This is a genomic window from Paraburkholderia podalyriae, assembly GCF_014397785.1.
In the GTDB taxonomy this organism is placed as follows: Bacteria; Pseudomonadota; Gammaproteobacteria; order Burkholderiales; family Burkholderiaceae; genus Paraburkholderia; species Paraburkholderia podalyriae.
The window spans coordinates 1-13,157 of sequence record NZ_VZQQ01000104.1 but is presented as its reverse complement, the minus strand read 5'-3'; the positions used below and the strand labels follow the sequence as shown (position 1 = coordinate 13,157).

General features: G+C 62.3%; 8 protein-coding genes and 2 pseudogenes. 6 read left to right on the top strand and 4 right to left on the bottom strand.

All coding sequences use genetic code 11. The features are described from left to right. Positions 1-536: 536 nt before the first annotated feature. On the bottom strand, positions 537-1,325 hold the full coding sequence (locus F6X42_RS39855) for a hypothetical protein (RefSeq protein WP_187639314.1): 789 nt from the start codon (positions 1,323-1,325) through the stop codon (positions 537-539). Between the two features lie 1,054 nt (positions 1,326-2,379). On the opposite strand from F6X42_RS39855, the gene F6X42_RS39850 reads away from it, so the two are divergent. From F6X42_RS39850 to F6X42_RS46185, 3 genes and pseudogenes are all read left to right on the top strand, one after another. Beyond that, positions 2,380-3,000, top strand: a complete 621-nt coding sequence (locus F6X42_RS39850; protein WP_187639313.1) for a phosphatase PAP2 family protein — start codon at positions 2,380-2,382, stop codon at positions 2,998-3,000. 350 nt (positions 3,001-3,350) lie between these two features. Then, positions 3,351-3,623, top strand: coding sequence for a hypothetical protein (locus F6X42_RS39845; RefSeq protein ID WP_187639312.1), 273 nt, complete (start codon positions 3,351-3,353; stop codon positions 3,621-3,623). 1,062 nt (positions 3,624-4,685) lie between these two features. Next, positions 4,686-5,756 (top strand): annotated as a pseudogene (locus F6X42_RS46185) (CHAT domain-containing protein); the annotation flags it as partial. A 936-nt stretch (positions 5,757-6,692) separates the two neighbouring features. Here the strand turns inward: F6X42_RS46185 and F6X42_RS39835 are convergent. Then, complete coding sequence (locus tag F6X42_RS39835; RefSeq protein WP_187639315.1) at positions 6,693-7,139, bottom strand: hypothetical protein; 447 nt, start codon at positions 7,137-7,139, stop codon at positions 6,693-6,695. Between the two features lie 32 nt (positions 7,140-7,171). Between F6X42_RS39835 and F6X42_RS44900 the strand changes: the two genes are divergently transcribed. Then, a complete protein-coding gene (locus tag F6X42_RS44900) occupies positions 7,172-8,404 on the top strand; it encodes a tetratricopeptide repeat protein (RefSeq protein ID WP_246530495.1) in 1,233 nt (410 codons plus the stop codon). Further along, on the top strand, positions 8,391-8,834 hold the full coding sequence (locus tag F6X42_RS39825; RefSeq protein WP_187639310.1) for a hypothetical protein: 444 nt from the start codon (positions 8,391-8,393) through the stop codon (positions 8,832-8,834). The genes F6X42_RS44900 and F6X42_RS39825 overlap by 14 nt, the downstream gene beginning before the upstream one ends. A 72-nt stretch (positions 8,835-8,906) precedes the next feature. On the opposite strand, the gene F6X42_RS39820 is transcribed toward F6X42_RS39825, so the two are convergent. Then, positions 8,907-9,173: a hypothetical protein gene (locus tag F6X42_RS39820; RefSeq protein ID WP_187639309.1), complete on the bottom strand. Its 267-nt coding sequence runs from the start codon at positions 9,171-9,173 to the stop codon at positions 8,907-8,909. A 365-nt stretch (positions 9,174-9,538) separates the two neighbouring features. Here F6X42_RS39820 and F6X42_RS39815 point away from each other — a divergent pair, with 365 nt between their 5' ends. Next, the gene (locus F6X42_RS39815) at positions 9,539-11,956 is read left to right on the top strand and encodes a two-partner secretion domain-containing protein (RefSeq protein WP_187639308.1); all 2,418 of its coding nucleotides are present in this window, start codon (positions 9,539-9,541) and stop codon (positions 11,954-11,956) included. An 888-nt stretch (positions 11,957-12,844) separates the two neighbouring features. Here F6X42_RS39815 and F6X42_RS45725 read toward each other — a convergent pair. Continuing rightward, positions 12,845-13,036, bottom strand: a pseudogene (locus F6X42_RS45725) (hypothetical protein); the annotation flags it as partial. Between the last annotated feature and the right edge of the window lie 121 nt (positions 13,037-13,157).

Below are 13,157 nucleotides of genomic sequence, written 5' to 3'. Positions count from 1 at the left end.
TGACGCCCCGTCGCAAGGGAGCAGAGTGACGGTTTCAGCGTCGGTTGCCCCAGACAGATGCATTGTGGAAAGCAGTCATTCACATGTCGAATCCCAATGACGCCTTGGGGTCGGCTACGGAAGTTCGACGCGGCGGTGCGGCCGACGATCACCGGAGGTACCAGTGACGCTTCGAGGAGCACCCTGCTGGACTGTAAGGAATTCGGCATTTCCGAGCAGATCAGTCTGAGTCCGATCACTTTCGAACGAGAGAAGGTGTAGCGACGCGTTGCCCGCCTCAATTAACCGTTGCAAAGGGTCCACAGCTTACGCGCGACCATCACGGCGCCGCGATCCAGCTCCGTGCGAGCAGACAGAGTATGTCAGATGTCACTGCGCTGTCTCACGCTAACGTTTAATGCCGCTATTCCAGCTAGCGGCGTCTCCCGCGCACAATCCGGCTTGGCGACACCCAGAAGCTGCGGCTTCCTCTGTCTGATTCGAAACCGGCACCCCGAGAGAGGTTGTGTCGAAAAACAATCCAGTTTTGTACTTCTTTACTTCGACAGATGCAGCTTCTTCGATAGCACGATACCCCGCTGGGGGCTCACCAGCCAGATGGCGTGAATGTTGGTGTACAGCGTCGAGGTTCTTGTTGTGATGTCTGTGGGCTCGTCGTTGCTGGGATCGCTATGTTCGCGTCGGTCGGTCAGGTAAGGCGGCGCCATGCTACACATCAGCACAATCGCGAAGTCTCCATTCGCTTCGTAGAACGCCGACTGCGAGAGTGTCACGCGTCCGTGAACCCTGGTTTTGCTCCGTTCGCCGGACTTGAGCTCAATCAGATCGATATCTTGGATGTACCCCTTGGCCTTCGCCTCCGGCGCCACCACAAGCCCTCGACCGCGTGGTCCGGTTATGGTCTTCTTGAGCAGGATCACTCCCGGATTGTCGTCCTCGGATAGATCTACATTAACCGTCAACAGGTGCGTCTTTGACTGATATCGTATTCCGTAGGGCGCCGGTACGACGAAAGCCAGGTTGCGGTCGAGACTGGCTTTCGGCAAGTCGAGATCGCTTGGCGCCTTAAGGACAGGGACGTGGATCAGGTTCCTGATGCGATCGCTCAACGAAGGCGAGTTGGCACTGAAGCTCTGGTCCGCCAAGGCGTCCCTGATGGCAACCGGGTCGTCGCCCACGAAAGGCCGAGTCGACAGGACATCTGCAGAGGCAGAAATTTCAGGCTCATTCGCATGGGTAACAGTGGCTGAGTCTGCCGACGTCCCGGCGTGCGCCAGCAGCGACATGCAAATCAGGGCGCAAGCGGCGTTCGAACGGACCAACATGGTTTTAAGATCAGCCACGACAAACCCCTTTAGGATCAAGGCAGTCTATCGCAAAGCCTTGCACGGTCAACTCGACCGCGCGACAGCGGCCGTAGGCACCGGCTTGATCCGTTCTTCGTCAGCTCAGCAGTCCCAACGGCAGCTAAAAAGGCCGAGAACTTCCCGGCCAAGACGGCTGCTCGAATGGCTGTTCCACTTTGGAAGCTGCCGTAGCGTTCGCGTCGGGTCGAAGGGCAGATGTGGGTCGCGAGCAGTCCTATAGCTGCGTCGCGAAGTCCGGGAAGCGTATGCCGATTGCATGAGGCGGTGAGCGGCCATCAATCGTCATTCGCTAGCACTACCGCTCGGACATTGAGGGGGCGGTTCGGAGATCGGAAGCGGCCACTCGCCGTAAGATTCGAAAGTCCTGTTGCGTCCGGTGGCGAGCGAATGATTACTGGTACCGGCTGACGCGGGGAAGGCTAGCCGCTACTGCACGCCTTACGGCTGAAACTGAGAGCAGCGCCCGCTGGCTGCGCCTGTCGATTTGGAGCAACGGCGCTGCACACAGATCGGGCAAGAAACCGGAACGGTGCTCCATTGCTGCATAGCGAAGACGGCGTTGCATGGAGATCACGCGTTCACTACGGCGCAGAAATGCGGTGCTTTTCGGATTCGGGCTATGCCTTGGCCGAAAAAGGCCGTTTTTGGCGAGTAGAAAGAAGTTACGCGAAAAGCAAAAACTCGCGGTTATAGCTGTTTCGATCATGTCAGGAATATTCCTCCTCCTGATCTACGGTATCGAGAAGGCCAATGGAGAGAAACCCTCATCGCCGCGGTTTCTCTGGCTGCGGATGGGTAGTTCATGGCCGGATTGGACCACTCTGGGGCCCTTCCCATCCGGGATGGTTCGCAGTTGGTGCAACAGTGCAAATTATGCTTGCTGCATGTCCGCTGATCGGATTCGTGCTGGTTAGCAAATCGTCGTTCACGTTGCATCTTAAAGTAAATGGGAAACGTTAGTTATACGAACCTTTTGCTAGAACCCTGCGCGAGAGCGAAAAAAATGAGATCGATGACTTCTGGAATCAGGGTGGCAGGGAGACGGTGCGGAGCCGCCGCGATCACGGCGTTCGCTTTTTCGGGCGCACATGCCGGCGGGATCGACCACGAAGTCGCGCTGGATCAGAGCGGCATATGGAACCGCAACGTTCAGCTCGCACTAGAATACGCCGTGATAGCCACGGAGGTGGGTGGGTCTCTGTGGCTCGGGAACGACAACGAACTGGGCCATACATTCTGGCAAACGGCCGATGCCTCGGCGATATCGGCGGTGGCTGCACAAGGCATGAAGTACGCATTCGGTCGCCAGCGGCCCAACGCCGGCCAGGGACCTAACCAATGGTTCAGCGGCGGAAAGAGTTTTCCCAGTGGCGAAGTCACCCTTCAGGCGAGTTTCGTAACGCCGTTCATCGTCAACTATGGTCGGCATGATCCGTGGGTTTGGGCCCTCGAAGTGTTGCCGCTCTATGATTCGATCGCACGCGTGAAAAGCCAGGCGCATTGGCAGACCGACGTCCTCGCCGGTTGGGCGCTGGGCACGGCGGTAGGATACTTGAGCACGACATGGCAGACACCCCTGTTCGTGCAGATTCTCCCGCACGGTTTAACGGTAGGCTTCTCGAAGCGGTTCTAGGGTCCGGTTGCGAAACGAACGTGTGTGGTATGCAGGCGGCGGCACGGCGACGTCCCGACCTCCTTTGAGCAACGCTCCGTAAGGTCCACGCGATAACTGGCGGCCGACCGGTTCGCTCAGCGCGTCGGATGAGACCGGATGTCAGATGCGACGCCGACCTGAAGCCTGAGGTCGTTGCATTCATATGTTGGAAGCCTCACCAATTAACCAATACGGTGTATAAGTCATTCATTGTCACCCAGTGGACCGCGTCCGGCACAGGTAGTCATTTTCAGCAGTGGTTTGAGTCAGTCTGACTGCGACGCTGTCGTGGCGGCTTCTAACGATGAGAGCATCCAGAAGAGGGCATCATGAACCACATTGTTCCGGCAGTACTGACAGGTTCCGTTGCATTAATGATCTCTGCGGCCGCATGGGCGCAGGGCAATCCAGCCAGCAGCGTACCGGCGACCACAGAACATCCCGACGCAATAGTCCGGATGCACCAGCAGGTTGCAGTCGCGAACCGCGCCTACGATAAAAAGGTCGCCGCCGCCAAAAAAGTCTATGACCACAAGAAGGCTGAAGCCAAAAAGGAGCGTGACGCAGCTATCAAGGAGGCGCATGGTGCTGCGGGCTCATAGGAAGGGCGAACACGGCTTCCAGGTGGCGTGACCGGTATCAAGTGCTGGCGTCCATCGCACTGTAGCGACCCGCCTACGGGCGTCGTCCCGCGATAAATCAACGCCCGCGGGCTCCGAGGAATTGTGAACCTGGCAACTGCCCGTCCAGGGATTTGAGCGTCGCTGGTCGCGAGAGACCTCGTCCTGTCGGTCGTGCGCCGCCGATCGGGGCGCGCCATGTCATCGCGGGAGGGCACAGGCGATGCGTTGCGATCCTTTGTTTGCGAGTGCCCCTTGCCTTGCCCATCGTGGGGGAAGGATCCGCGTAATCGGTTGTGATCGGGCACAAACCGGCCATGAAGGAGCATTCGTCGGCACCATTGTCCGGACGCTCAGGCGGCGGCTCGGCAACAACAAGCGGCCGTTCGATTCGCGAAGAATGAAGGGTTGCTTCCGCCTTGGCAGCGTCCGGGGGGTTGTGCTAACGCAGCCAGTTACGGCCGGAGAGGGTCGACTGCTCGATATTGCCCCGACAGCGCGTGCTCTCCGATAGGTGCGGCTGGCGTTGTCGTGACACGCCCGTCAATTGGGCGGGGGTACCTCGAGGTTCGTGAGAGCCTGTGCGATGACGGGTAGCCCGCGTTGCACCAATCCAACACGCCGACAAGTTCAATACGGCCTTCGCGGAAGGACCAGCACCCCGAGACCGGATCAGCACACCTGAACCCGGTTCTCTCTGCAGAGCCTAAACGCTTATCTTGGCCGGACCCCATCTAGCAGAAGGTCCCCTGAAAACACTTGTTCTTTGATCGTTATTTGGATAATGAACCAGCGTGCACCGCGGTGGGCCGCAAACGGTGGTAGCAGCTCTGGCCTGGCAGCGCTCGGTTGCGCCTGCCGGCTGGTATGGCCTGCCGCCGCGCAGAACCAATTTCGAAGTGGTCTCAGATTGTCTAACATTTATCGACAGTAGTCGAACGACACCGCCCTCGCTTTTCGGGCCGACCGAACCTTCAGCGAAAGCGTCGCGATGCCCCCAACGGCATGTAAGCTTGATTGGCCAACTGGGCCGGGAGGTTGCCGATGGCAACGTTAGTCATCCGCCACGAACCGGGCGGCGAAGGGTACCGGTTCAGCGTGCAACGGGTGAGTGCCACGGGAGTCAAGGCAGCGCCCGCCGTGGAGCTTGCCGATCCGCTGCGGCGGATGCTGGGCGACACGCAGCTGACACTGGGCGAGGAGTTGGCCTGGTATCTGGAGCAGTACCTGGACTATCCGTTCGGCCCGAACGAGCAACGGGCCAAGCGGGTGACCGGGGAGCTGCGCAGCTGGGGCACGGAAGCGTTCATCAAATTGTTTGATGCCGGCCAGGCGTGCAATTTCTACAGCGAGGGGACCCGCACAGGTCATACAGAGTTGCATCTGATCGTTGCCAGCGACGATGCCGCAGTGCTTGCGTGGCCGTGGGAAGCGCTGCACGACCCGCTGGTCGGCGATCTTGCGCAGCTTTGCCGGATCGAGCGTCAGCTCGATCGTCTGAGCGATCCGCCGCCGCTGCCGGAGAACCTGTCGAGCGAGCGCATCGGCATCCTGCTGATCACCGCGCGCCCCGACAAAGACCAAATTGCCTACCGCTGCATCTCACGTCCGCTGGTGGAACTGATACAGAATCGCGGCTTGCCCGCCGCAGTCAAGGTCTTGCGGCCACCCACCTTTGCGCAACTGTGCGCCGAGCTCCACGCGAACCCCGGGGCCTATCACATCGTCCACTTCGATGGGCACGGCGGCTTCGCGGCGAGCCCTGCCGGGTCACCGTCGGCCCATGCGTTTCGTGGTCCGCAGGGGCAGCTGGTGTTCGAGGAGGAGGACGGCAGTGCCGATCCGGTCACCGCGGATCAGCTCAGCCAGCTGCTGCGCGAGCACCGTATCCCGATTGCCGTGCTCAATGCCTGCCAGTCGGGTATGCAGAGTGCTGAGGCGGAAGACGCCTTCGCCTCGGTGGCGACCGCGCTGCTGCGCGCTGGGGTACGCAGTGTGGTGGCGATGGGGTACTCGCTCTATGTGAGTGCGGCGCGGGAGTTCCTGCCGGCGTTCTACGAGCGGCTGTTCGACAGCGGCAGCATTGCCGAAGCCACCCGTGCCGGGCGGCAGGCGCTGTTCGCCCAGCCCAGGCGGCTCAGCGCGCGTGGCCCTTATCCGTTGCAAGACTGGCTATTGCCGGTGCTGTACCAGCAACAGCCGCTTGAGCTGAAGTTTGCGCAGCACGCGCAGACGGTAGCGCCCAACCGGGCATCGCTTCCCGACGACGCGCGGCTCAACTTTCGGGACGCCCCATACGGCCAGATCGGTCGCGACAGCGTGATCCTCGCGCTGGAGCGCGCGATGCGCCGCCCGCCTGCGGGGCTGCTGGTCCACGGGCTGGGGGGAGTCGGCAAAACTACGCTCGTACGCGGCTTCATCGAGTGGCTCGCAGAGACCGATGGCTTGCCTGGCGACGTACTGTGGCTATCCTTTGAGGGCATCCGCTCGGCTGACTATGTAATCAACCGTCTGGTCGAAGCGCAACTGGGGACGGATGCAATGGCGGTTCCCGATGCGCAGAAGAAGCTGGCCCAGCTGGTGCGGAAGCTGCGTGAGAAGGTGCATCTGATCGTCTGGGACAACTTCGAGTCGGCCAGCGGGGCGGCCGACGTCGGGCTCGACTCGCCGATGCCGCCAGAAGACCGACAGCGGCTCAAGGCCTTGCTGGAACAGCTGCGGCACGGCAAGAGCAAGGTACTCATTACCAGCCGCAGCGATGAAGCTTGGCTGGGTCCGACCAGCTGCTTCCGCATTCCGCTCGGGGGCCTAAAGGGCGAGGAACGCTGGGCGCTGGCCGACGCAATCCTCCAAGACCAAGGGATCAGGGCCGACCGCAGCGATCCGGCAATGGCGGACCTGCTCAATGCGCTGGAGGGACATCCGCTGATGATGCGCGCGCTTCTGCCGAAGCTCGGCGCACAGACCGCCGCGAGCGTGCTCAAGGCGCTCGAGCAGTATGTGCCCGACGCGCATAACACAGACCCGGTGGAACAAAGACTCTATGCGACGCTACGCTTCGTCGAGGAAGGGCTGCCGGATGCCCTCAAGCCGCTGCTCTATCCGCTGGGCCTGCACGAGAGCTGCGTTGACGTGGTGCTTCTCGCCATGATGGCGGAACGCATCGGACAATCCTTCGATAGCACCGCCACGGGCGAATGCCTGCAGCGCCTCGAAGCCGCCGGTCTGGCCCGAGGCATCGGTCACCCCGTATTCAGATTGCATCCCGCACTGACCCGCTATCTGCGCGCCCGAGCCGATCGGCTTGCAGGCGACGACGCTATCGCGCTGGCCTGGCAGCGCACGTTCGTGGAAGTGATGGCCATCGCTGCTAACTCCATCGTGCCGTTGCCGAGGCATGAACAAGGCCCGTTCTTCGCGCTGCTCGGTGAATGCGTGACCCAAGCCCAGCGGCTGGCCGAGCAGATCGCGACGTATGCGTATCCGGCCTTGACCCATAGCTTGGGAATCCATGCGCTGATCGGCACGACTTGCCCCTGGCACAACGCTACCTCGAGGCCTTCGCGCGGCATTGCGAAGCCCATGAACCGGAAGGCCAACATGCCGGCGCGTACCGCAAGCTCGGAGACGTGGCCATACACCGGCGCGACTTTGCCGCCGCCGAGACCTGGTACCGCAAGGCGCTGGCGATCGAGGAGCGCCTCGGCAATGAGCCGGGCGCGGCCGAGACCTACCACGAGCTCGGCAGCGCCTCCCAGGAGCGGGGCGACTTTGCCGCCGCCGAGACCTGTTACCGCAAGGCGCTGGCGATCGAGAAGCGCCTCGGCAATGAGCCCGGCGCGGCCACGACCTACCGCCAGCTCGGCAGGGTGGCCCAGGATCGGGGCGACATCGCGGCCGCCGAGACCTGGTACCGCCAGTCGCTGGCGATCAGCGAGCGCCTCGGCAATGAGCCCGGCATGGTCAAGACCTACGACCAGCTTGGCATCGCCTCCCAGGAGCGGGGCGACTTCGCCGCTGCCGAGACCTGGTACCGCAAGGCCCTGGCGATCGAGAAGCGCCTCGGCGATGAGCCCGGCGCGGCCACCACCTATCACCGGCTCGGCATCGCCTCCCAGGTGCGGGGCGACCTCGCGGCCGCCGAGACCTGGTACCGCCAGTCGCTGGCGATCAAGGAGCGCCTCGGTGATGCGCTCGGCGCGGCCTGGACCTACCACGAGCTCGGCAGGGTGGCCCAAGAGCGGGGCGACTTCGCGGCCGCCGAGACCTGGCACCGCCAGTCGCTGGCGATCGACGAGCGCTTGGGCGATGAGGCCGGCGCGGCCAGGAATTACTCCTTGCTGGGCACGATGGCCCAAGAGCGGGGCGACTTCGCGGCCGCCGAGGCCTGGTACTGCCAGTCGGTGGCGATCAAGGAGCGCCTCGGCGATGCAAACGGCGCGGCCGTGATCTGCCACGCCCTCGGACTGCTGCACGCCCAACATGGTGAGCCGATCAGGGCGGCCGAATGGCTGCTTAAAGCACTAGCAGGCTTTATATCGACCAAAGATGAGGACAACGCGACGCGCGCCGCCCAGAACGTCAAGTTCCTCCGCTCGTCCGCATCACCCGAGCATCACGCGGGTATTGACGCGGTGGCGAAATCGACAGGGTTCTTCTTCGCAACAACTGAAGGCGACCCGCACAGGGTACGACTATTCACTCTGTTGTCAGCGAGACATGGGTTTGCTTCTTTAAAAGGGGAAACAGATGAACCTGGATAAACGAATTGCCTTGCTCAGCGACGAAGAAGGCATCGGGCTGCTGCAACGGTTCTCAAACGCCCAGGCGAAACGCCCCGTCCCCGCCGCGCTCGATGCGTCCGTTGCCAAGCAGATGCACGAGGAACTGGAACTTTCTCGCGAGAGGAGTACGGCCGCGTCAGATGGTGAAGTCGCCCGGGCAGCGCTGCGTCTGGTTGCCAGCGATCCGGCTCACGAGGCCGGCATTGAAGCCTTGCTCGACCATCCGCAAGGCGAAAAGTTTGTCATGGTCGAGACTGCAGCTGTGGTATCGGCCGCTCTGATCGCTCTCCAAACCCATGTCAGATTCGAACGTGACAAGCAGGGCCAATGGACCGCGAAGATCGAGAAGAAACCGACCGATTCCAGCCTGCTCAAGGACCTTGTCAAAAAGCTGCTCTCATTCAGTTAGCATCATTTAGCGAATAGGTGAGACTGGCGCGCAGCAGACCACTGGCCGACAGGGGGCGTACACGTCATGCCGTCACTGGCCGTGGTAGGTGCTGTTCTGGATTATCTGCATCTGGCCCGGCTTCTCGGAGCAAACGAGATCCACATAGACCTGTTGGCGCGTCGCGCCCTGCGGCGCGCCCGCTCCGGCGCTCGGCGCCACACCGCCCACGTCCTGAGAGGTGGCAGGCCCGGTCGCCTGCGCCAGCACCTGCGCCTGCTCCGGCGTCAGTTCCTGTGCCCATGCGCCGGCCCCGATGAGCGCGATGGTCGCGACCGCGGCAAGTCTGAGCGTGTTCATGGCGAATACCCGCCGCCCCCGACAAGCGAATGACGGTTGTGCCTCTGAACCGGACGTTGTTTTGTGCAGAGTCCGAGCGACGGCTAAGGGTCGAACTCGGCCGACTTGGCATCCGGCTCGATTCGGCCAGCAAGCGTCATTCGCTCCTCCTTCGAGCAGTTTGACGACGGATTTCGTAAGCGCATCATAAGTCCCACCACAAGACAAACAGGCAGCAAAATCCGACAAGAAGGCGCAAACCGCAGAGATATTGGCATGCATCCGCGACCTCAACGGCTAGTCTTCAACTCAGCGACTCACGCGTTTCCGGTCGACTGTGCGGATCGTTGGCAGCCATTGCGCGCCCGACGCCGCAAGGGGGGTGTATGAAACGTCCAAAACTAACTTGGCCCGCGCGACGCGCACTGCATGACCAGCAGCCAAAGGGACGCATATGGCTCGCCATCGGCATCTCGCTGGCCGGACTGTCGATGACACACACGGCGTGTGCGGCGGGCATTCTTCCGCAAGGCGGCCACTACGTCGCCGGCGCGGGCACCATAGCGAGCGGGAGCAACGCACTGTCGATCACGCAGCCGGGTTCGACGCGCGGCGTGATCGACTGGAACAGTTTCTCGATCGGCAGAGACAACCGCGTGACGTTCGACAACGGCTCGGGCGCGACCCTGAACCGGGTGACGGGTGGTTCGCCGTCTGCGATCCTCGGCAGGCTCAGTGCAACGGGCAGCCTGTACGTGATCAATCCGCAGGGCATCGTCGTGGGACCGTCGGGGGTAATCAGCACGGGTGGCCGTTTCGTCGCGTCCACCCTCGATGTCTGCAACTGTGCGTTCATGAATAGCAGTAACACGCTCACACTGTCGGGCGACTCGAACGCAAGCGTGATCAATCTGGGCAGGATCAGTTCGAGCGGCGGCGACGTGTTCCTGATTGCGCGAGAGGCTGTCGTCAACGCTGGCACCGTGAAAGCGCCAAAAGGCACGGCGGAACTGGCCGCGGGCGAGACGGTGCTGTTGCAGGATTCGGCGGACAGCAAACAGGTATTCGTGCAGACGGGCAGTCAGGGCACGGTCGTCAACAGGGGCCGGATAGCGGCCGCGCAGATCAGCCTGCAGGCGGCCGATGGCAATGTCTACGCGCTCGCAGGCGGCGGCACGCGCATCCGCGCGACGGGCACCGCGAGCCGCGATGGCCACGTCTGGCTCGTCGCCGACGGCGGCCGTGTCGAGCAGTTCGGCAGGATAGCCGCAAGCAATGCAAGCAGCAGCGGCGGAACCGTGGATACGCAAGCGGCACAACTGGTATTCGGCAATAACGCAGCGGTTCATGCAGGCCAATGGAATCTCACAACGCCCGCCTTCACAATCGATGATGCCGCCGCACATGCGTTGCGGCACAGCCTGAACGCCGGCACCTCGGTCGATGTCAGCGCGACCGGTGCGAACGGCGCAACGGGCGACCTGGGCATTGCTTCGAGCCTGAGCTGGAGCGGTCCGGCTTCGCTCACCCTTGCCGCATTCCACAACGTCTCCGTGACGACGGGGACGACGATAGCGAACAACGGTGTGGGCAATCTGACCTTGCGCTCCGACGCGTCGGGCATCGATAACGGCGGCAGCGTCATCAACAATGGCACCATCGACTGGTCGAAGAGTATGGGCATCGTCAGCGCGCTCTACGACATGAACGGCAGCTACAATCCCGGCACGATCGTGGCGAACAGCGCGTGGACAGCAGCTCCGTATAGCGGTCTCATCACTCAGGTGACCGGCTACAAGCTGGTCAATTCGGTCGGCGATTTACAGAACATCGCGCTCGATCTCGGCGGCGCGTATGCGCTCGGCAAAGACCTCGACGCCAGTTCGACCGATACGTCTTTCGCTTTCTCTTCGCTCGGCAATGCGACCACGCCATTTTCCGGTCAGTTCGACGGGATGGGCCACGTGATCGACAGGTTCACCCAGTTCGATCAGAGCTCGACCGAGCAGCCGGCGACGGGACTGTTCGGCACGATCGGGCCGACCGGTGTCGTGCGGAATGTCGGGATGACCAACGCCCGGGTCGTGACCAATATCTATTTTCCGGGCGGGATCCCGCTTGGCATTCTGGCCGGCGAGAACCAGGGCTTGATTACCTACGCCTATACTACCGGCGGCCGCGGCTCTGGCGCGTTCGAAGGTGCGGTGCTCGGCGGCCTGGTGGGACGCAACGTCGGCCTGATCGAGCGCTCTTGGAGCAGCGCGTTCGTCGGGTCGGCCGGCCTGCTCGGCGGCCTCGTCGGTGGCAACGGCGGTACCATCGTGCAATCTTATGCGACAGGGACGGTGAGCGGCGGCAATCATGGCTCCGGTGGCGGTCTGGTCGGCGCTAACGACGGAACGATTTCGCAGTCGTATGCAACGGGGCGAGTGTACGGCCCATTCAGCGCTGGGGGACTGGCTCTTTCGAATACCGGCCTCATCGAGCAGTCGTTTGCGTCGGGCGAAGTCAGAGGACCAACGTTCCAGGGCCCGGATTATGGCACTTATGGCGGCATCGTCGCCGTCCAGGGCTTACCGGCTGGAGTGCCGCTCGCGTCCAACGTCTACTGGGACAAGGAGACGACAACGCGAACGAAGAGCAGCGGGTACGGCGCGCAGCTATCGGCGTCCAACGGGCTCACGACCGCACAGATGAGCAATCCGGCCAGCTTTGACGCCTCGTGGGATTTCAGTGAGACCGGGACGTGGGTCATACCGGCGGGCGCGACCCACCCGATCCTGCGCTGGCAACTAGCGCCCTAGGCGCTGCAGCGAACTGGGGCGCGCACGCAGAACTGGCTCAGCCGCGTCGGCTGGTGGCATCGCAACGACAGATTGGGGGGAAGCCGGCCTCCGACTGCCTGCCTGAGCATGTCTACGAACGTCCGAAGATGGCCAACTGAGCCGGTGATCTGCAGCTTGTCTCCAATGCCTTTTTCGCTCGACGAAAGACTGACCGAGCGTGCGGTCATTCTGCAATAGCTCGCGCCGCTTCGGTAGTGGATTCGCATGCGCACTTATCCCTTGGCAGCAGGTCCGGCCAGGCAAGATTTCTCGCAGACCAAGGCGCGCCCAGTCCGCATGCAAACGTGCCTGATTGCGGCGATAGGATAGCTACATTCGGACTCGTTATTCGCGCTACCATGCCCGATCGCCGCCGTGATATCGGCGTTCATCGCGACAGTCCCAGCCGCGCTTTTCGGTAAAGCCGGTAATGCGTCTGACAGTGAAGCCATTAGCAACGCACAGGCTTCCGTCGGGCGCGAAGCCGAGACCGATTGGTCCCGCGAGCATTGCCTGGTTGGCGAGCCCTCCTTCATCACCATAGCCCCGTGTGCCGGTCCCGGTCGTGCTGACGACTCCCGACAAAGCACGGATGACCGATGTACCCTAAAAGCTGACTATGAGGTGAAGCTTGGCCCCGCGTCCGGAGTGGGTCGGAAGTCGCCGCTCGCGGCCGTCGGCAGACGGCCATCTCCAGCCTCCTTCGCACGGACATTCGAGCGTCGGCTCCGCACGAGGCAATGGACATTCGCGGGTCGTCCTTGTCCGGCGCATCGTCGGCTTTTGCAGATGGCCTCGGATGGTGCCAGAGACCGAGCAGCACCGGGACGCGGACGTCCGCTGTTGAAAGTGCTGAGAGCCGCTCTGTCACGCCACGAAGCGGCACTGAGAGGCTGGCGTGCGCGTATCCATGTTGCGACCGCGATTGAGGTGATCGTCGATTTCCGCCGCGCAGCCGAGCGTGCGCGGATAAAGGAAGATCGTGAACGCGGCCGTTTCCAGCTCGGACTCTGCGAATTCTCCGCGCCGCAGTGGCTGCCACAGCATCTTCAGCGTAAGCGGCTCGGCTGGGCCAGTTCCTCATTCGCGCGCGCGCAAGGCATGATGGTGCTGTCGTGGTGGAATTCGTATAGATCAGGGGGTCGTGTCCATGATCGGCGATCGTGGGCACGATTCACGC

Coding starts and splice junctions, on each gene's coding strand:
- F6X42_RS39855 (WP_187639314.1), bottom strand. CDS start 1,325: ATGTTGGTCCGTTCGAACGCCGCTTGCGCCCTGATTTGCATGTCGCTG.
- F6X42_RS39850 (WP_187639313.1), top strand. CDS start 2,380: ATGACTTCTGGAATCAGGGTGGCAGGGAGACGGTGCGGAGCCGCCGCG.
- F6X42_RS39845 (WP_187639312.1), top strand. CDS start 3,351: ATGAACCACATTGTTCCGGCAGTACTGACAGGTTCCGTTGCATTAATG.
- F6X42_RS39835 (WP_187639315.1), bottom strand. CDS start 7,139: ATGGGTCAAGGCCGGATACGCATACGTCGCGATCTGCTCGGCCAGCCG.
- F6X42_RS39825 (WP_187639310.1), top strand. CDS start 8,391: ATGAACCTGGATAAACGAATTGCCTTGCTCAGCGACGAAGAAGGCATC.
- F6X42_RS39820 (WP_187639309.1), bottom strand. CDS start 9,173: ATGAACACGCTCAGACTTGCCGCGGTCGCGACCATCGCGCTCATCGGG.
- F6X42_RS39815 (WP_187639308.1), top strand. CDS start 9,539: ATGAAACGTCCAAAACTAACTTGGCCCGCGCGACGCGCACTGCATGAC.